At 67.6% G+C, this 18,308-nt stretch carries 12 protein-coding genes; 7 read left to right on the forward strand and 5 right to left on the reverse strand.

The window, feature by feature from the left end; genetic code table 11:
* Positions 1-129: 129 nt before the first annotated feature.
* The 6 genes from BDW16_RS08100 to BDW16_RS08125 all read left to right on the forward strand — a co-directional run bounded on the left by BDW16_RS08100 (position 130) and on the right by BDW16_RS08125 (position 8,736).
* A complete protein-coding gene (locus BDW16_RS08100; RefSeq protein ID WP_066579732.1) occupies positions 130-1,212 on the forward strand; it encodes an acyltransferase family protein in 1,083 nt (360 codons plus the stop codon).
* Positions 1,213-1,310: 98 nt separating this feature from the next.
* A complete protein-coding gene (locus tag BDW16_RS08105) occupies positions 1,311-2,354 on the forward strand; it encodes an SIS domain-containing protein (RefSeq protein ID WP_066579734.1) in 1,044 nt (347 codons plus the stop codon).
* On the forward strand, positions 2,351-3,511 hold the full coding sequence (nagA, locus tag BDW16_RS08110) for an N-acetylglucosamine-6-phosphate deacetylase (RefSeq protein WP_066579736.1): 1,161 nt from the start codon (positions 2,351-2,353) through the stop codon (positions 3,509-3,511). The genes BDW16_RS08105 and nagA overlap by 4 nt, the downstream gene beginning before the upstream one ends.
* A 26-nt stretch (positions 3,512-3,537) precedes the next feature.
* On the forward strand, positions 3,538-6,030 hold the full coding sequence (ptsP, locus tag BDW16_RS08115) for a phosphoenolpyruvate--protein phosphotransferase (protein ID WP_066579737.1): 2,493 nt from the start codon (positions 3,538-3,540) through the stop codon (positions 6,028-6,030).
* Positions 6,027-7,709: an N-acetylglucosamine-specific PTS transporter subunit IIBC gene (gene nagE / locus BDW16_RS08120; RefSeq protein ID WP_066579739.1), complete on the forward strand. Its 1,683-nt coding sequence runs from the start codon at positions 6,027-6,029 to the stop codon at positions 7,707-7,709. The genes ptsP and nagE overlap by 4 nt, the downstream gene beginning before the upstream one ends.
* Positions 7,702-8,736 (forward strand): SGNH/GDSL hydrolase family protein, encoded by a 1,035-nt coding sequence (locus BDW16_RS08125; RefSeq protein WP_066579741.1) that lies wholly within the window; start codon positions 7,702-7,704, stop codon positions 8,734-8,736. The genes nagE and BDW16_RS08125 overlap by 8 nt, the downstream gene beginning before the upstream one ends.
* Positions 8,737-8,742: 6 nt before the next feature.
* On the opposite strand, the gene BDW16_RS08130 is transcribed toward BDW16_RS08125, so the two are convergent.
* The 5 genes from BDW16_RS08130 to dgcN all read right to left on the reverse strand — a co-directional run bounded on the left by BDW16_RS08130 (position 8,743) and on the right by dgcN (position 16,763).
* A complete protein-coding gene (locus BDW16_RS08130) occupies positions 8,743-10,353 on the reverse strand; it encodes an N-acyl-D-amino-acid deacylase family protein (protein WP_066579742.1) in 1,611 nt (536 codons plus the stop codon).
* A 2-nt stretch (positions 10,354-10,355) separates the two neighbouring features.
* A complete protein-coding gene (locus BDW16_RS08135; protein ID WP_066579743.1) occupies positions 10,356-11,711 on the reverse strand; it encodes a serine hydrolase domain-containing protein in 1,356 nt (451 codons plus the stop codon).
* 26 nt (positions 11,712-11,737) lie between these two features.
* Complete coding sequence (locus tag BDW16_RS08140; RefSeq protein WP_066579745.1) at positions 11,738-14,602, reverse strand: TonB-dependent receptor plug domain-containing protein; 2,865 nt, start codon at positions 14,600-14,602, stop codon at positions 11,738-11,740.
* A gap of 191 nt (positions 14,603-14,793) precedes the next feature.
* Positions 14,794-15,768, reverse strand: a complete 975-nt coding sequence (locus BDW16_RS08145) for a dipeptide epimerase (RefSeq protein WP_066579747.1) — start codon at positions 15,766-15,768, stop codon at positions 14,794-14,796.
* Complete coding sequence (dgcN, locus tag BDW16_RS08150) at positions 15,753-16,763, reverse strand: N-acetyltransferase DgcN (protein WP_066579749.1); 1,011 nt, start codon at positions 16,761-16,763, stop codon at positions 15,753-15,755. Before dgcN ends, BDW16_RS08145 begins: the two co-directional genes overlap by 16 nt.
* Positions 16,764-17,049: 286 nt before the next feature.
* Here dgcN and BDW16_RS08155 point away from each other — a divergent pair, with 286 nt between their 5' ends.
* On the forward strand, positions 17,050-18,306 hold the full coding sequence (locus tag BDW16_RS08155) for a dicarboxylate/amino acid:cation symporter (protein WP_066579751.1): 1,257 nt from the start codon (positions 17,050-17,052) through the stop codon (positions 18,304-18,306).
* Positions 18,307-18,308 lie beyond the last annotated feature (2 nt).

An 18,308-nucleotide genomic window follows, 5' to 3' on the forward strand; every position in this document is an offset into this window, starting at 1 on the left:
TATATGAGACCAATTGCGCAATTGGACTATTACCAATAGACTACAAATTACGCGGTCTGTCCATTGCAAATTTATGGCAGCGTAATGAAATTGCTCCGCGGCATTGGAAGACAATAGGGGGGAGATGCGATGCGCCTGATTTCGCTCGATGTATTGCGCGGCCTGACCGTGGCGGGGATGATCCTCGTCAACGCGGCGGCCGGGATGAAATATGGCGCCGAGGCGGATGTCGCGCCGATCCTGCTGCACAAATCCTGGGAGGGGCTGACGCTGGCGGATCTGGTGTTCCCGGCGTTCCTGACGATGGTCGGTATCGCGATCCCCTTCTCGCTGCGGCAGCGCGCGGCAACCGGTGCGCCGACCGGCCCGATCCTGAGCCGCACCGGGCGGCTGATCCTGCTCGGCTTCATCCTCTCCAACCTCTACTGGTTCGCCGATTTCGGCGACCGCGACTGGCGGCTGTTCGGCGTGCTCCAGCGAATCGGCCTGGTCTATGGCGCGTGCGCACTGCTCTTCCTGTTCGCCGGGCCGCGGGTGCGCATGGCGCTGATCGCGGTGCTGCTGATCGGATACTGGCCGCTGGCCCTGCTTCCCGCCCTTGACGGCCTGCCGAACGACATCTGGCAGCGCGGGCATAACTTCGTCGCATCGGTCGATCGCGTGCTGCTGGGCGACCACCTCTATGTGAAGGGGCCCGAAGGCTATGACCCCGAGGGCATTCTCGGCACCCTGCCCGCAATCGCACAGGGGCTGATCGGCATTGCGATCGGCGAGCTGCTGCTCAAGCGCGAGGGCCAGCGTACCCGCCTGCTCCTCGCGGCCGGCGCCGCCATGCTCGCGGCGGGTATCGCCTGGAGCTTCGCCTTCCCGATCGTCAAGGACATCTGGTCCAGCTCCTTCGTGCTGGTGACGGCCGGCATCACGGTGCTCACGCTCGCGGTGCTGCACCACGTCCTCGACCGCGAAGGGCGCGCACCCGGCATCGCCGCGACCGCGATGCTGGCCTTCGGCGCCAATGCCATCGCCGCCTACACACTGCACCAGGTCACCTCGGGCGTCGTCACCTGGGACCTGCTTCTGCTCCCCTTCCACGCCACACGCGCGGCGATCGGCGACCCCATCGCCTCGCTATTCCCGGTCCTGATCTACATCGTGCTGATCTGGGCCGCGATGGAGTGGCTGCGGCGCAAGGGCTGGATCATCAAAATCTGATCGGCTCGAACATACATCTTGATGAGACCAATATAACCTATATAGTACCAACTTGAACACCGGCCCGACCGGCCGGGGAATTGTGGAGAGATGCTGGAATGGTGCCGAACGCGGCCGGAGCGAGTTTGGGAACGCTGATGGAGCGTGAGGCGGCCGAAGCCGGCGCCGCGGTTTCGCGGATGCTGGCGGCGAACCGCGACGCCATAGAACGGGTTGCGGCAAGGCTGCGCGCGTCGCCTCCGGCGGTGGTCGTGACCTGTGCGCGCGGTTCCTCTGACCATGCGGCGACCTATGCCAAATATCTCATCGAGACGCTGACCGGCGTGCCGACCGCGTCGGCGGCGCTGTCGGTCGCGTCGCTCTACGACGCGCCGGTGGCGCCCGGGAACGGACTGTGTCTTGCCATCTCGCAGTCGGGAAAGAGTCCGGACCTGCTCGCGACGGTGGAGCATCAACGCAAGGCAGGCGCCTTCGTCGTGGCGATGGTCAACGCCGAGGATTCGCCGCTCGCCGCGCTCGCCGACATCGTCATCCCGCTCAAGGCCGGCCCCGAGCGGTCGGTCGCTGCGACCAAATCCTATATCTGCTCGCTCGCGGCGATCGCCGCGCTTGTCGCCGCATGGGCGCAGGACGAAGCGCTTGAGACGGCGGTCGCCGATCTGCCTGCACAGCTCGAGCGCGCATTCGCGCTCGACTGGTCCGCGGCGGTGACAGCGCTTACCGGCGCGTCGGGCCTGTTCGTGCTGGGTCGCGGCTATGGCTATGGCATCGCGCAGGAAGCGGCGCTCAAGTTCAAGGAGACCTGCGCGCTCCACGCCGAGAGTTTCAGCGCCGCCGAAGTGCGTCACGGGCCGATGGCGATCGTCGGCGAAGCATTTCATGTCCTAGCCTTCGCCAGCAGCGACCGCGCGGGCGAGAGCGTGCGCGAAACCGTCGCCGAATTCCGCAGCCGCGGCGCCGAGGTGCTGCTTGCCGATCCCGCGGCACGCCAGGCCGGCCTTCCGGCGATCGCGGCGCATCCGGCGATCGAGCCGATCCTGATCGTCCAGAGCTTCTACAAAATGGCCAATGCGCTGGCGCTGGCCCGCGGCTGCGACCCCGATTCGCCGCCCCATCTCAACAAGGTCACCGAAACGCTATGAGGATTCGACTGGAGAACGGCCGGATCGTCACCCCGCAGGGGGTGCTCGACGGTACGGACGTGACCGTTGCCGACGGGACGATCATTGCGCTCACGCCGGCGAGCGGCAGCGGCGTCGAGCGTAAGATCGATCTGGGCGGCGGCTGGCTGCTGCCCGGCTTCATCGATACGCAGGTGAATGGCGGCGGCGGTGTGCTGTTCAACGACCAGGCCGATGTCGATGCAATCGCGGCGATCGGCGCTGCGCATGCGCGCTTCGGCACCACCGCCTTCCTGCCGACGCTGATCAGCGACACGCCCGACCAGATCGCGGCGGCGCTCGACGCGGTCGACGCAGCGATCGAACAAGGCGTTCCGGGCGTGGTTGGCATCCATGTCGAAGGACCCTTCATCAACGAGGTGAAGCGCGGCATTCACGAGGCGCGGCGCATCCGCCGGCTCGATGCGGATACGCTGGCGCTGTTTACCGCGCCGCGCCGCGGCCGGGTGATGCTGACGCTCGCGCCCGAACTGTGCGACACCGACGATGTCCGCACCCTGGTGAAGCATGGCGTGATCGTCAGCGCCGGCCACACCAACGCGACCTATGACGAGATGATGGCGGCGATCGGCGCGGGGCTCACCGGCTTCACCCACCTGTTCAACGCCATGTCCCCGCTGCACCATCGCAACCCCGGCGCCGTCGGCGCGGCGTTCGATTCCGAGAGCTGGTGCGGGATGATCGTCGATGACGCGCATCTGCATCCGGCGGTGGTTCGCCTGGCGGTGCGTGCCAAGGGGATCGAGCGGCTGATGCTCGTCACCGATGCGATGCCCAGCGTCGGCACCGGCGACACCGAGTTCATGCTGCAGGGCAAGCGGATCATGGTGCGCAACGGCGTCTGCCTGTTCGAGGACGGCACGCTGGCCGGCACGCATCTCGACATGGCCTCCGCGCTGCGCAACACCGTCGAGGTGACCGGGCTGAGCGTGCCGGACGTGGCGGTGATGGCGAGTACGACGCCCGCGCATTTCCTGTCGCTCGACCGGTATGGCGCGCTGGCGCCGGGCAAGCGCGCCGACTGGGTGTGGCTGGACAAGGATCTCCAGCCGCGCGGAACCTGGATCGGCGGGGAACCAGTGGCTGACGCAGAAGAATTCGCCCGCGCGGCGCAATAGAACAATAGAACAGAGCCGGGGATAGGATGGCATTGATTATCACGTCGCCGCTGCGAGGCTGGGCTGCGCCGCTCGACAGCGTTCCGGATCCGGTCTTCGCGCAGCGGATGATGGGCGACGGCGTCGCGATTCAGCCGCTGGCCGACACGGTCTGCGCGCCGTTCGACGGCGAGGTGGTGACGCTGCACGAAGCGGGGCATGCCGTTTCGCTGCGCAGCGACGAGGGCGCCGAGGTGCTGATCCATATCGGCCTCGACACCGTCGGGTTGAAGGGCCGCGGCTTCACGCCGCTGGTCGCCCCCGGTGCCACGGTCGCGCGCGGCGATCCGCTGATCCGGTTCGACATGGACGCCGTCGCGCTCGGCGCCACCAGCCTGATCACTCCGGTGATCGTCACCAACGCCGAAGCCTTCACGATCACCCGCCGCACCATGGGCCGCGCGATCGGAGCGCATGAGGAACTGATGGCGCTCGCGCCGGCACGCACACAGCCGCGGCGCTGGTCCGATGACGGCACGGTGATCGAGGAGCGGGTCACGCTGATCCTGCCCCATGGCATCCACGCCCGCCCCGCCGCGCGGCTGGGCGAATGCGCGCGCCAGTTCGAGGCGGAAATCCACCTGCTCCACGGCGACAAGCGCGGCGATGCGCGCAGCACCGTCGGGCTGCTCGCGCTCGGCACGAGACTGGGCGACGAACTGGTGGTGCAGGCACGCGGCAGCGACGCCGAAGCCGCGCTGGCCGCGATCGTCGCCCTGCTGGGATCGGACATGGGCGAAGGCGCGCCGGCGCATGCGCCGGCGATCGCCGTTCCCGCAGCACCCGTATTGCAACCCGGTCAGATCGGCGGCGTGATCGCCTCGCCCGGCCTCGCCATGGGGCCGGCAGCGCGACTGCGCCAGACCGCGATCGCGGTCGAGCGGGAGGGCAAGGGCGTCGATGCAGAGCGCACCGCGCTCGACGCGGCGCGGACCGAGGTTCGCGTACGGATCGGCGCACGCGCCGATGCCGCGGGCGGCAGTGTCGCCGCGGTGATGCGCGCACATCTTGCGCTGCTTGACGATCCCGAACTGGCAGCAGGCGCCGAGACGCGCATCGCCGCGGGCAACAGCGCAGGCTATGCCTGGCGCGGCGCGGTCCACGACCAGATCGCGGCGCTCAAGGCGACCGGCAATGCCCATCTGATCGAGCGAACCGACGATCTCGTCGATATCGAGCGGCAAGTGCTCGGCGTGCTGACCGGCATTCCGGCCGAAGCCGATGCGATTGCGGCAGGCGCGATCCTCGTCGCCGACGACCTTCTCCCCTCGCAACTCGTCAGCATTGCGGCGAGCAAGCCGGCGGGCATCTGCCTGGTGCGTGGCGGCCCGACATCGCATGTCGCGATCCTGTGCGCCGGCATGGGACTGCCCGCGCTGGTGGCGATGGGCGACGCGATCGAAGCGATCGAGGACGGCACCGCGCTGCTGCTCGATGCCGAAGCGGGCCATGTCACCCCCGATCCGTCGCAGGCCGATGCCGATGCATTCGCGGCCCGCCTCGCCAAGCGCGAGGCGCGGCGCGATGCCGCGCGGGCCGCTGCGGGCAACGCCTGCCAGACCGCAGACGGCGTGCGGATCGAGCTCTTCGCCAACCTCGGCACCGTCGAGGACGCGAAGGCCGCGGCCGCGCAGGGCGCCGAAGGATCGGGGCTGGTCCGCAGCGAATTCCTGTTCCTGGACCGTGAGGACGCGCCGTCCGAAGACGAGCAGCACGCCGCCTATCAGGGCATCGCCGATGCCCTTCCGGGCAAACCGGTCATCGTTCGCCTGCTCGACGTGGGCGGCGACAAGCCCGCGGCGTACATCCCGTTCGACGCCGAGGAGAACCCGGCGCTCGGCCTGCGCGGTATCCGCGTCGGGCTGGCGCATCGCGACCTGCTCGAGACGCAGATCCGCGCCATCCTGCGCGTCCAGCCCGTCGGCCAGTGCCGCATCATGCTGCCGATGGTGGCGAGCGTGAGCGAGATCCGCGCGGTGCGCGAGGTGGTCGAGCGACTGCGCGGCGAGATGGGTATCGAGACGCCGATCGAAGTGGGCGTGATGGTCGAGACCCCGGCCGCCGCAATCACCGCCGATCTGCTCGCCGCCGAGGCCGACTTCCTGTCGATCGGCACCAACGATCTTACCCAATATGTGCTGGCGATGGACCGCGGCAATCCGGCGGTCGCTTCAGGCGTCGATGCGATGCACCCGGCCGTCCTGCGGATGATCGCCGAAACCTGCCGCCGCGCTACCGCCAAGGGCCGCTGGGTCGGCGTGTGCGGCGGCCTCGCCTCCGATCCCGCCGCCGTGCCGATCCTGATCGGCCTCGGCGCGACCGAACTCTCGACCGTTCCCGGCTTCGTGCCCGAGGCCAAGGCAATCGTGCGCAGCGTGACGCTGGCCGATGCCCGCGATCATGCCGAGCGCGCGTTGCACTGCAGCTCCGCCGCCGAAGTCCGCGCGCTGGCCCGCGCGTTCGAGGAGAAGAACGCATGAGGAAGATCCTCGAAACGCTCCAGCCGCTCGGCCGCGCGCTGATGCTGCCGATCGCGGTGCTGCCCGTCGCGGGCCTGTTGCTGCGCATCGGTCAGCCCGACCTGCTCGACATCGCCTTCGTGTCCGCCGCGGGTACGGCGATCTTCGGCAATCTGGGCATCCTGTTCGCGATCGGCGTGGCGGTGGGCTTTGCGCGCGACGGCAACGGCGCCGCCGCACTGGCGGGTGTTACCTGCTATCTCGTCTCGACCACCGGCGCGCAGACGTTCCTGATCGCCCCGCCGGAAGTCGTTGCCGGCCTGCCCGACGCCGCTGCCAAGGTTGTAGCGCAGGCATGGGCGACGGGGCAGATCGACCGCCTCGAAGTGCCGATCGGCATCATTTCGGGCCTGATCGGCGGCAAATTCTACAACCGGTTCGCGACCATCGCGCTCCCGGAGTATCTCGCATTTTTCGGCGGCCGCCGCTTCGTGCCCATCGCCGCCGGCATCGCCGGACTGCTGCTCGCCGGCGTCCTCGGCTACGGCTATGCGCATATCAGCTCGGCGCTCGACGCGGCGAGCCATGCGGTGGTCGAATCCGGCGGCGCGGGCATGTTCGTCTATGGCGTGCTCAACCGGCTGCTCCTCGTCACCGGGCTTCACCACCTGCTCAACAACGTCGCCTGGTTCCTGGTCGGCGATTTCGGCGGAGCGACCGGCGACCTTGGCCGTTTCTTCGCGGGCGATCCCAATGCGGGCGCGTTCATGTCGGGTTTCTTCCCGGTGATGATGTTCGGCCTGCCCGCCGCCTGCCTCGCAATGTACCACGAGGCGCGGCCGGAACGCCGCAAGGCAGTGGGCGGCATGCTCTTCAGCCTTGCCTTCACCAGCTTCCTGACCGGCGTGACCGAACCGATCGAATTCACCTTCATGTTCCTCGCGCCCGTGCTCTACGCGATCCATGCGGTGCTGACCGGCGTCGCGATGACGCTGATGGACATGCTGGGGATCAAGCTCGGCTTCGGCTTCTCGGCAGGACTGTTCGACTATGTGCTGAACTTCAAGCTCTCGACCCGCCCCTGGATGCTGCTGCCGGTGGGCGCCGCCTATGCGGTGATCTACTACACGCTGTTCCGCTTCTTCATCCGCAAGCTCGACCTGGCGACGCCCGGGCGCGAGAAGGGTGAGGCGGTCGCGGCGGCGGGCGAGACGGCCGCCGGCAACGAACGCGGCGCGGCGTTCGTCAAGGCGCTGGGCGGCGCGGCGAACCTCACCAGCGTCGATGCGTGCACCACGCGGCTGCGGCTGATCGTCGCAGACCAGAGCGCAGTCGACGATGCGGCGCTCAACGCGCTCGGCGCGCGCGGGATCATCCGCCCGTCCGCCAATGCAACCCAGGTCGTGCTCGGCCCGATCGCCGATCTCGTCGCCGAAGAGATCCGCGGGGCGATCGGTGGTGGTGCAGCGGCGGTCTCCGCCGCCCCCGCGCAAGCCTTGGCGGACGAGGCGGTGACGCTTCCGGCGGCGATCCTGGCGGCGCTGGGTGGAGAGGCCAATATCCGCGCGCTGCAGGCGCTCCATGGCCGGTTCCGCGTCGAGGTGGTCGATGCTGCCCGCACCGACGAAGCCAGCCTCCTCGCCGCCGCGAACGGTGCGGTTTCGCCGCAACCGGGCGTCTACCACATCCTGCATGACTAAGATCCTCGCGATCCTCGCCGCCGGCCTGCTGATCGGCGCAACCGAACCCTCGACGCCGCTTCCGGTCCATACCGGCGGCCGCACCGCGACCGCGCCGGACGGGAGCCGCAGCTTCGGCTGGCCCGGCGTCTATTTCGAGGCCCGCTTTCGCGGGACCGCGGTGCGCGTCCGGTTCGACGCGCCCGCCGATCATCTGCGCCTGTCAATCGACGGCAAGGAGCATCGCATATTCCGCGCGCCGGGCGCCGTCGACGTCACGATCGACGGCCTCGCACCGGGCGAGCATGTCGTCCGCCTCGACAAGCTCACCGAAAGCCAGGCGGGATCGAGCCGCTTCATCGCATTCGAGGCACCGGGCGGCACCGCGCTTCCACCGCAACCGCGCGCGCGCCAGATCGAGTTCATCGGCGACAGCTTCACCGTCGGCTACGGCAACACCTCTCCCGGCACCACCTGCACCCCGCAACAGGTGCATGCGCTGACCGATACCAGCCAGGCATTCGGGCCGCTGGTCGCATCGGCCGTCGGCGCGGATTACCGGATTCACGCCTACTCGGGCTACGGCATGGTCCGCAATTACGACGGCAATGTGCAGGGCCAGAGCCTGCCCATGCTCTATCCTCGCGCCGTTCCCGGCGATGCGACGCCGCTCGCAGCAGCAGACCCGGCGTGGAAGCCGGGGGTGATCGCCATCGGCCTGGGCGGCAATGACTTCTCGACGCCGGTCAAACCGGGCGAACCGTGGAGCGATGCAGATGCGCTGCGAACCGCCTATCGCGACCGCTATGTGGCGTTCGTCACCGAGTTGGCGGCACGCCAGCCGCAAGCTCGCTTCCTGCTGCTGACGTCGGACCTGTTCCATGCCGAGGTCACCGCGGTCGTCGCGCGGCTCGACCCGGGCCTGCGCGCCCGCGTGCGGACCCTGCGCATCACCGGATTCGAGCTCACCGGCTGCCAGTGGCACCCCTCGCTCGCCGATCACCGGCTGGCAGCGAAGCTGATCGGCGAGGCGCTGGCGACCGACTGAGGCGGCTCAGCGGGGGCAAGTCCCGGGGATCGCGCGATGGCGGATCGCCTTGCCCCCGGCCTTGCCGGTGAGCTTGCCGCCTTCCACCACCGCGGTGCCGTTGACGATCAGCGTGCGCACGCCTTCGGCGGTCAGCGCGGGTTCGAGATAGGTCGCGCGCGGGCGGTAGGTCTTCGGATCGAACACGACGATATCGGCGAAATAGCCTTTCTTGAGATACCCGCGCCGGTCGAGCTTGTAGAAGTCCGCGGCGCGGCCGGTGCTCGAATTGATGAAGGTCGCCAGATCGATCGTCTTCTCCGCGATCACATACTTGGCGTACTTCGTCGGGAAAGTACCGTACATGCGCGGATGGCCGGACGATCCGTCCGATCCGGTCATCACCCAGGGCTGCTGCATCAGCAGCTTGATGTCGGACTCGACCATGTTGAACGACACGATCGGCGATCCGCGGCCCTGATCGGCGAGGATGATGCGGACCGCCGCCTCGATCGGATCGACCTTCCAGTCGGCCGCAACGGTATCGAGCCGCTTGCCGGCCCAGGGCTGGCCCTCACCACGCAGCAATACGGCGTTGGGCCCGCCACGGCGAACGAGGTTGGGAGCCATCTCCGCAACGATCCGCGCACGCTCGGCGGGGGTCTCCAATCGCCTGACCAGTGCCGTCGCCCCACCATCCTGCGCCCAGCGCGGAACCAGCGAGGCGACCAGGCTCGAGCCCGACGCCTCGTAGGGATATTGATCGGCGGTGACGTTCTGACCCTTCGCGCGTGCCGCCTCGACCGCCGCGACGATCTCGCCCGCCTTGCCATGGACGTCAGCGCCCAGCGCCTTGATGTGCGCGAAATGGACCGGCAGGCCCGCCGCACGGCCGATCTCGATCGCCTCGGCGACCGAGTTCATGAGCCCGATCGAATAGGAGGATTCGTCGCGCTGGTGGGTGTCGTAGATACCGCCGCGCGTTGCCGCTTCACGCGCCAGTGCGATCACCTCGGGCGTCTTCGAGAAGCTCTGCGGCGCATAGAACAGGCCCGAGGAAAGGCCGAACGCGCCCTCGCACATCCCCTGCGCGGTCAACGCCTTCATCTCGTCGAGTTCGGCAGCCGTCGGCTCGCGATCGTCGTTCTTGAGCACCTTCACCCGCACCGCGCCGAAACCGACGAATGTCGCGACGTTGAGACCGACCCCGCTGCCATCGACGTGATCGAGCAGCGCCTTCGCCGTCCCCGGGCCCTGGCCATAGCCATCGACGCCCGAGAAGATCGTCGTCACCCCCTGCATCAGCCAGGGCTCGACCAGCCGTTCCTGCGGCGTCTTGCCCCAGATGAACGCGTCCGCATGGGTATGCGGATCGATGAAGCCCGGCGCGACCACCATCCCCTTGGCATCGATCACCTTCGCGCCGGGATAGCGCTTCCCCGCGCCCGGCCCCACCGCGACGATCGCATCGCCGATCACGACGACGTCCCCCAAGACGGGCCTGGCGGAGCTGCCGTCATAGAGAGTGCCGCCGGCGATCACGGTGGCCTGGGGTCCCGTTGGTTCAGGGACGGGCGCGGGGGCCGCCATGGCACCGGGAAGCACGGCCATGGCGGAGAGGAGAAGGGCTTTGCGCATGATCAGGTCGTCCGGCTGAAGTGAAGCGTGACGCGCGGGATTTCGAGGGTGAAGCCGCGCGCATCGTCATCGGGGGTGAGGCTCAGCATCTCGTTCTTGAAGCTGCCGTCCGGCGCACGCTTGAGCAGCTTCGCCGGCGCGCGGCTGCCGTCGGCTTGTGCAACGACGACCTCGAGCGCGTCGCCCTTCATCGCCAGCCAATAGGTGCCGGCGAGATTGACGTTGCGATAGGAACCGTTGATCGCGCTGCCGTCCGCGCTCGGCTCGCCGATCGCGGGCAGACCTTCATTGAGCGCGGCGACGACCTTGTCCGCCTGCGGCACGGGATCGACCGCGCCATTGTTGCAGAGCAGGGCGACGCCCATGCGCTTCTCGCGCAGATGGCCGTAGAGCGTCTTGAAGCCCACTGCGCCGCCGGTGTGGTGGAACCAGCGATTGCCGATCAGCAGCGCGTTGCCATAAGCGATGCCGCGCCCGGTGCGCATCGCGGGCGCGCCGTTCAGGAATTTGCCGGGCTCGGCCATCCACTTGCTGATCTGCGCGGTCCACACCTTGTGCCCGTTGTCGATGTCCGCATCCCATTTGGCGAGGTCGTTCACCGTGGTGATCAGCCCGCCCGATCCGCCGAACAGCGGATATTCGTCGGCGTCGGTGACCTTGCCGTCCTTGGCGACATAGCCCTTCGCGACATCGGGGTCGGTGGCGCGGCTGCCCAGCAGCATGAAGCTGCGGGTCATGCCGAGCGGCTTCAGCACCTTCGCGTTGACATAGGTCTCGAAGGGCTGACCCGCGGCGCGTTCGACGATCTCCGACAGCAGCAGATAGCCGCCATTGGTATAGTCATACTGCGTGCCGGGCTCGAACTTGGCGTCCTGTTGCCGGTACACCGCCTCCAGCGCCTGCTTGCGTGTCGGCGCGGAGATGCGGTCATAGCCCTCAAGCGCGAGCAGCGAGAGCGAGTCCCTCACGCCGCCGGTCATGTTGAGCAGCATCTGCACCGTCACCTTGTCGGCATAGGGCGCAAGCTCGGGAATGTATTTGCGGACGCTGTCGGTGAGCTTCACCTTGCCCGCCGCGACCTGCTGGAGCACCGCGACGGCGGTGAACTGCTTCGAGACCGACGCCGCGTAGAATTGCGTGTCGCTCCCGATCGCGCGACCGGTAGCGACATCGGCGAGCCCGGCATTGACCAGTTCGGCGGGCTTGCCGGCGCGGAAGATGCCGACCGCACACCCCGGCTGCGCCCCGTCCGGCACCCCAAGCGCAGCACGGATGCGGGCGGGCGCAGCCGGGTCGGCGGCGCTTGCCGGCCATGCCGCCATCGCCGCCAGAGGAAGCATCATCACTCCGAACTTCATTGTCGCTCTCCCCAATTTCGTGCCGCTCAGAAGTTCAGCCGAACGCCGCCGATGAACTGGCGGCCGATCGTGTCGAACAGGCCGCGCGTGGTGCCATAGCCGCCCGCGCCGGTGATCGGCGGATCGGTGTCGAGCAGGTTCTGCACCGCCGCGAACAGAGCCACCTTGCTCCCCTCGCCCTTGGGCTTGAACAGCGTCAACTCGCCCGAGATATCGAAATAGACCCGGCCCTTCACCGTCAGCTTGTCGAGATCCTTCGCAGTCAGCGTGCGGTCGATATAGCCGCCCCCCACATAGCGCGCGGTGCCGCTGAACCGGAAATCGTCGGCAATGTAGCTGGCGTTGAAGTTCGCCTTCCAGCGCGGGTTGCCGCCCAGCGCCGCGACGGTCGATTGCGCCATGCTGTTGTCGAGCCGCACCTTGGCGATGCCGTCGTCCAGTTCGGTCTTGATCAGATAGTTGACCAGGGTCTGGACGGTGATGCGGTCCGCGCCCACGGGCAACGAATATTGGAGCTCGACGTCCACGCCGCGAGTCATCGCGCTGGCGAGGTTCACGGGCCCGCTGAACACGCTTGCGATGCGTCCGTCACTGCCGCGCGTGATGAACGCGCAGGCCGCAGGGTTGACCGTGAAACACTGCTGCACCGTCGCCGCCGGCGTGATCTGGATGATCGCGTCCTTGATCTGGATGTCATAGTAATCGACCGACAGGCGCAGCCCGGGAATCGCCGTTGGCGTCAGCACCATGCCGCCGGTGAAGGTATCGGCAATTTCGGGCTTCAGGTTCGGATTGCCCGCCGTCAGCGCGGTGATGAGATAGCTCTGCCCCAGGAAACGCGGATCGAAATCGGTGACGTTGAGGTTGGAGCTGCCGCTACGCTGGAACAGTTCGGCGAGCGAGGGCGCGCGGATGTCGCGCGACCGTGTGGCGCGGAAGCGGATTGAATCGCTGAGCGAATAATCGAGTCCGGCCTTCCAGGTCTCGACCGTGCCAGAAGTGCTGTAGTCGGTGATACGGCCCGCAAGATCGAGGCTCAGCCGCTTGCCGAGCGATGAATCCTTGAGCAGCGGGACCATCAGTTCGCCGAACAACTCCTTGACATGCACCTGCCCGGAATAGGGCAGGCTGGGCGCGCCGAATGCACCGGCCTGCGAACGGACATCATAATCGACCGCCAGATCCTGGTCGCGATACTCGGCGCCGATGGCGAACGCCACCGGCCCGGCCCAGGTCGAGAAGGGCTTGCCGCGCACGGTCGCAGCGATCGTGTTCTGACGAATGTCGCTGATGAACCTGCTGAACCCGTTCACATAGAGCAGCGCGGGATCGTTCGGATTGACGATGCCAAGAATGTTGAGCGGGACGCAGCCATTGCTCGGATTGGCAATGGTCGATCGACAGATCGGATCGACGATCCCCGGCGTCCGCGGATCGTCGATCGAGTCGAGGGCGAGCGTGTAGTTGCCCGTGACACGGACGTTGCGACCGTCATTCTGGGTGTAGTTGCGGCCATAGGCGTAATAGGCATCGACCTTCCAGCCCGGCGCGAACTCGCCGCTGAGGCCGATGGCGGTCTGAAGCGTGTCGGTATCGAACCGCGTCCGGACACGTCCATGATCGCGGTTGTTCTTCCCCACCACGATCGATGCGACGCTGTTGTCGATCATCGTCTGACGCAGCGCGGCGGGCAGGAACACATTGTCCGAACGCAGCGTGTACTGGAAGCTGGACGGGATATTGTCCTGCTCCGAATTGAACTTGTGATAGGAAAGCTCGGCAAACAGTTCGAAGCCGCTGCCCACTTCCCAGGTCAGCCGCCCGAAGCCGCTGTAGCGGGTGATCGGGGTCGCACCGACCTGCTCGGCTACACCGTTGAGGCCGTCGCCGCCGAGCATCGATCCCGAGCTGACCTGCGTGCCGAAATTATAGGGGATCGCCTGTCCGCTGTTGGAGAACTGGATGCCCTTCAGATAGCTCGGCAGGTTGACGATGTTGGTGATCGCCGCACCATTGCCCGGCGTGAAGGTCGCGCCGGAGATCACGCCGGCATAGGTCACGTTGCTGCTGCGAACGCCGCATTCGGTGACGAAGAAGCGCGGCTGCTCCGGCGTACCGAGACCGCCATTGCCCGCATTCGGATTGGTGAGCAGACCCGGACCGCACGCGCTCCAGTCGCGGTCGAACAGACGGTTGATGCCGTTATTGTCCGAGAACTCGCCGCCGACGACGAGGTGGAGCCGATCGGTGACCTTGGTCCCGGCCGCGACCGAGGCGAGGATCTGGCGATAATCACCCTCCTCCGCCATGCCGCCCTGAAGCGTCGCGCGTACGCCCTGCATCTTCGAATTGATGCGCAGGTTGACGACACCCGCCACCGCGTCCGCGCCATAGGCGGCCGATGCGCCGCCGGTGACGATATCGACGCGGTCGATCAGCGCCTGAGGGATGTTGTTGATGCTGACCGCGCCGGTCGGGTTGGTCGGCACGTAGCGGCGCCCGTCGAGCAGCACCATCGTGCGGGCATAGCCAAGGCCGCGCAGGTCCAGGAAGTTGCCGCCGGTCTGGGTGTTGCCGCCCGCGTTGACCGCGCTGGTCGGGGTGAGCGAGGGGCGGACGGCCGGCATCTGGTTGATGACGTCGGCAATGCTGGGTGCCGCGACGCGCTCGATCGCGTCCATGCCGATCACCGTGACGGGCGTCGGCGTGTCGAAACCGCTGCGCTCGACCAGCGAACCGGTGATGACGATGTCCTGCGGCTCGTCTGCCGGCTCGACAGGATCGGCCTGCGCAAGGGCCGGCGAAGCGGCAGCCGTGAAGACGCTGGCAAGGAGCAGAAGGCGTGCGCGCCGCGCGACGCTCCTCCGGATATGGTGCGTGGCAAGCGTCATCTTCTGTCCCCCGATTATGTCGCGACGCAACATCCCTGTGATATGTGTCACAAATCTAGAACAAATCTTTCGCGCCGCTATAGCCCCAGGTTATGGCGGATTTCTGCGGGGTTATCGGGCTTCGCCCAAGCACAGACAGGCGCACGCGACCTGTGTCGCGGCGCAACAAAAAGACCAGCAATCGCGTGGCCTTACCGGCCCCAGAACCCCGCTTCCGGCGGGTACATCAGCCCTTGCTCACCCATCCGGATGCCGCCCGGCCGGTCCTCTGCGAGCCAGAGCGGCCCGTCGAGGTCGGCGCAATCGGCCTGAACTGCGACGCGGAACGCCGCGGCGATCGCGAGCGACGTCGAGATCATGCATCCGACCATCACGCCGAGCCCGCGCGCGCGCGCGCCGGCCAGAAGGTCGAGCGCCTCGGTCAGCCCGCCGGTCTTGTCGAGCTTGATGTTGACCATCTGGTAGCGCGACGCGAGCCGGTCGAGATCGGCGGTGACATGGCAGGATTCGTCGGCGCAGGTCGGCACCAGCCCGCGGAACCCTTCAAGCGCGGCATCTTCTGCGGCGGGTAAGGGCTGCTCGAGAAATTCCACCTCCAGCTCGGCAAGCATCGGCTGAAGCGCTTCGACCTGCGCCATCGTCCATGCCTCGTTGGCATCGACCACCAGCCGCGACCCGGGCACTTCGGGACGGATCGCACGCAGGCACGCCTCGGGCTCGTTGCCGTCGACCTTGACCTTGACGATCGCCGCGCCGCGGATCTTCCGCGCTGCCGCCGCCATCGCCTCGGGCGTGTCGATGCCCAGCGTCAGCGCGGTGTGAACCGGCACGACCGCGATCGGCGGCGGCACACTGCCCAGCTTCATCTCGAGATCCCACAGCGCGCTGTCGACCGCATTGCGGGCCGATCCGGGCGCCATCAGCGACCGCAGATCCTCACGCCCGGCGCCCTCCGCAATCGCAGCCTCGGCCGCGCGCAGCTGTTCGGTCACGCTCTCGACGCTCTCGCCGTACCGCGCGGTGACGGAGCCCTCGCCGCGTCCGGTCACCCCGTCCTGCACGATCGACACAACCGCAAGGTCGATGGCCGTCCGTGCCCCGCGCGAGATGCGGAACGGCGTGTGCAGCGCGCGCTGCTCGATCCCCGCGGTTACAGTTCGAAGCATTGGCCGAGCCGGTCGATGATCCGTCCGACGCCGTGCCGCACGGGATCGGCGCAGGGCAGCCCCAGCGCATCCTCGGCCGCGCGGCACGCGGTGATCGCCTCCGCATCGTCGAGCCCCTGCGTGTTGAGCGCGATGCCCACTGCGATGACATCGGGATTGGTCAGCCGCGCCGCTTCAAGATTGCGGTCGAGGCAGGTGCGCAGATCGGGCACGCGGTGCGTCTTCATATGGCGGATGATCTCGCGCCCGGCCTCATGGCAGAGCACCAGCGCATCCGCTTGCGCGCCGTGCAGCAGGCCGAGCGACACGCCCGCATAGGAAGGATGGAACAGCGACCCCTGTCCCTCGATCACATCCCAGCCACCATCCTCGCGCGCGGGCGAAAGCTGCTCGACCGATCCCGAGATGAAGTCCGCGACGACGGCATCGACGGGCATGCCCGATCCCGCGATCAGGATGCCGGTCTGGCCGGTGCCGCGGAAATCCGCCGCGATGCCGCGCGCGCGCATCTCGCGCTCCAGCGCCAGCGTCGTGTACATCTTGCCGACCGAGCAATCGGTGCCGACGGTGAGCAGTCGCTTGCCCGCGCGGGGCGCGCCATTGCCGACCTTCAGCTCCTTGGGCGGCTCGCGCACGTCCCAGAGCGTCCGGCCGAGTTCGGCGGCGCGCGCGGCGATCTGCGGCTGATCCGACAGGCGTTCGTGCAACCCGCTGGCGATATCGAGTCCTGCCTCCATCGCAGCGATCACGTCCGCCACGGTCGCCGGCGCCATCACGCCGCCTGCATTGGCGACGCCGATCACCATCGTGCGCGCGCCCGCCGCGACGGCTTGCGCAAAGTCCATGTCCGGCACGCCAAGGTCGATCGGCGAACCGGGAGAACGGACCTGGCCGACCGCCCATTCGGGCCGCCACACCGCGATACCGCGCGCCGTCTTGGCGGAAATCGGATCGGTCGCCTGGGCGATGTACAGCAGATAGGGCGGCTTGCTCATAGGTGATTGGATTCCCCGAAAGATGATCGGGTTGAACGGGAAAGCGCCGGTTTCGCCAATAGAAAATAGCGGGCCGGGCCATAGCCCCGGGCTATGCCAGCCAGCCAAATATGTGCACGCTTCGCAACGGGCGACCCTTGCCTCGTGCCGGTCACTTCGTTCTACTGAAGCAACGTTCCGGTCGCGCCGCATGAGGACGCGGCACCCGCCAGCGAACGTCAACGACGAACCAGACAGAGGGGCCCCACAGCATGAAGATTCAGTCGACCCAAGCGATGTGCCGCGCATGAAGCTGGTGAACGCATGGTTCGCGACCGCGCTGTGGAAGCGCGTGGTTGCCGGTATGGTCCTTGGCCTGCTGCTCGCGCTGGTCTGGCCTGCCGCCGCGCCCAAGGTCGCGATCCTTGGCGAGCTGTTCGTCCGGCTGATCCGGATGCTGGTCGTGCCGATCGTCTTCATCAGCATCGCGTCGGGCATCACCGCGCTGGGCGATACAAGAAAGCTGGGATCGGTGGGGCTGCGCACCGTCGGGCTGTTCGCGCTGACGACGCTGACGGCGGTCGCGATCGGCATGACGGTAGGCATGCTGCTCGAGCCGGGCGTCGGTGCCAATGTCGGCGGCGGCGCCCCGCGCGAACTCGGCGCGGCCAAGACCGTCTATGAGCAGCTGGTCGGCATCATCCCGCTCAACATCCTTCAGGCGATGGTCGAGGGCGACATGCTCGCGATCCTGTTCGCCGCCACCCTGCTGGGCGCCGGGGTCATCGCCGCGGGCGATGCGGGCAGGCCGGTCGCAGGCTTCCTCCAGTCGCTGTCGGCGGTGCTGTTCCAGGTCATCCGCATCGTGATGGAGGTGACCCCGTTCGGCGTGTTCGCGCTGATCGCGGGCGCCGTCGCGGCCAATGGCCTGACGGTGTTCACGCATATCGGGCTGCTCGCCGCAGCGGTGGCGATCGCCTCGCTGCTCCAGATCCTGATCGTCCATTCGCCGCTGATACGCTGGGGCGCTGGCATGCCGGTGCCGCGTTTCTTCCGCAGCATTGCCGACGCGCTTGCGGTCGCCTTCTCGACCGCCTCCTCCTCGGCAACCCTGCCCGTTGCGCTGCGCGTCGCCTGCGACCGGCTGAAGATCGACCGCGCGATCGCCTCCACCACGCTGCCGCTCGGCGCGAGCATCGGCAAGGACGGGACGGCGATGTATGTCGGGCTGCTCAGCGTCTTCGCGCTTCAGGCGTTCGGCGTGCAGATCGACGCGGGGGTGTTCCTGACCCTGTTGTTCGTCGGCGCGCTCACCGCGTTCGGTACTGCGCCGATCCCCTCGGCATCCTTGTTCATGCTGACCGCGGTGCTGCCCACCGTCGGCGTGACGCCCGAGCAGACCGCCTTGCTGGTCGGCTTCATCCTGCCGTTCGACCGGCTGCTCGACATGACCCGCACCGTCCCCAGCGCCTGCGCCAACCTGACCGTCTGCACGATCGTCGCGCGGACCGAGGGGGCGATCGGGAACGAGCCGCACGCCGAAGTGGAGAGCACCGCCGCCTGATG

It is taken from the genome of Sphingomonas koreensis (genome assembly GCF_002797435.1).
Lineage (GTDB): Bacteria > Pseudomonadota > Alphaproteobacteria > Sphingomonadales > Sphingomonadaceae > Sphingomonas > Sphingomonas koreensis.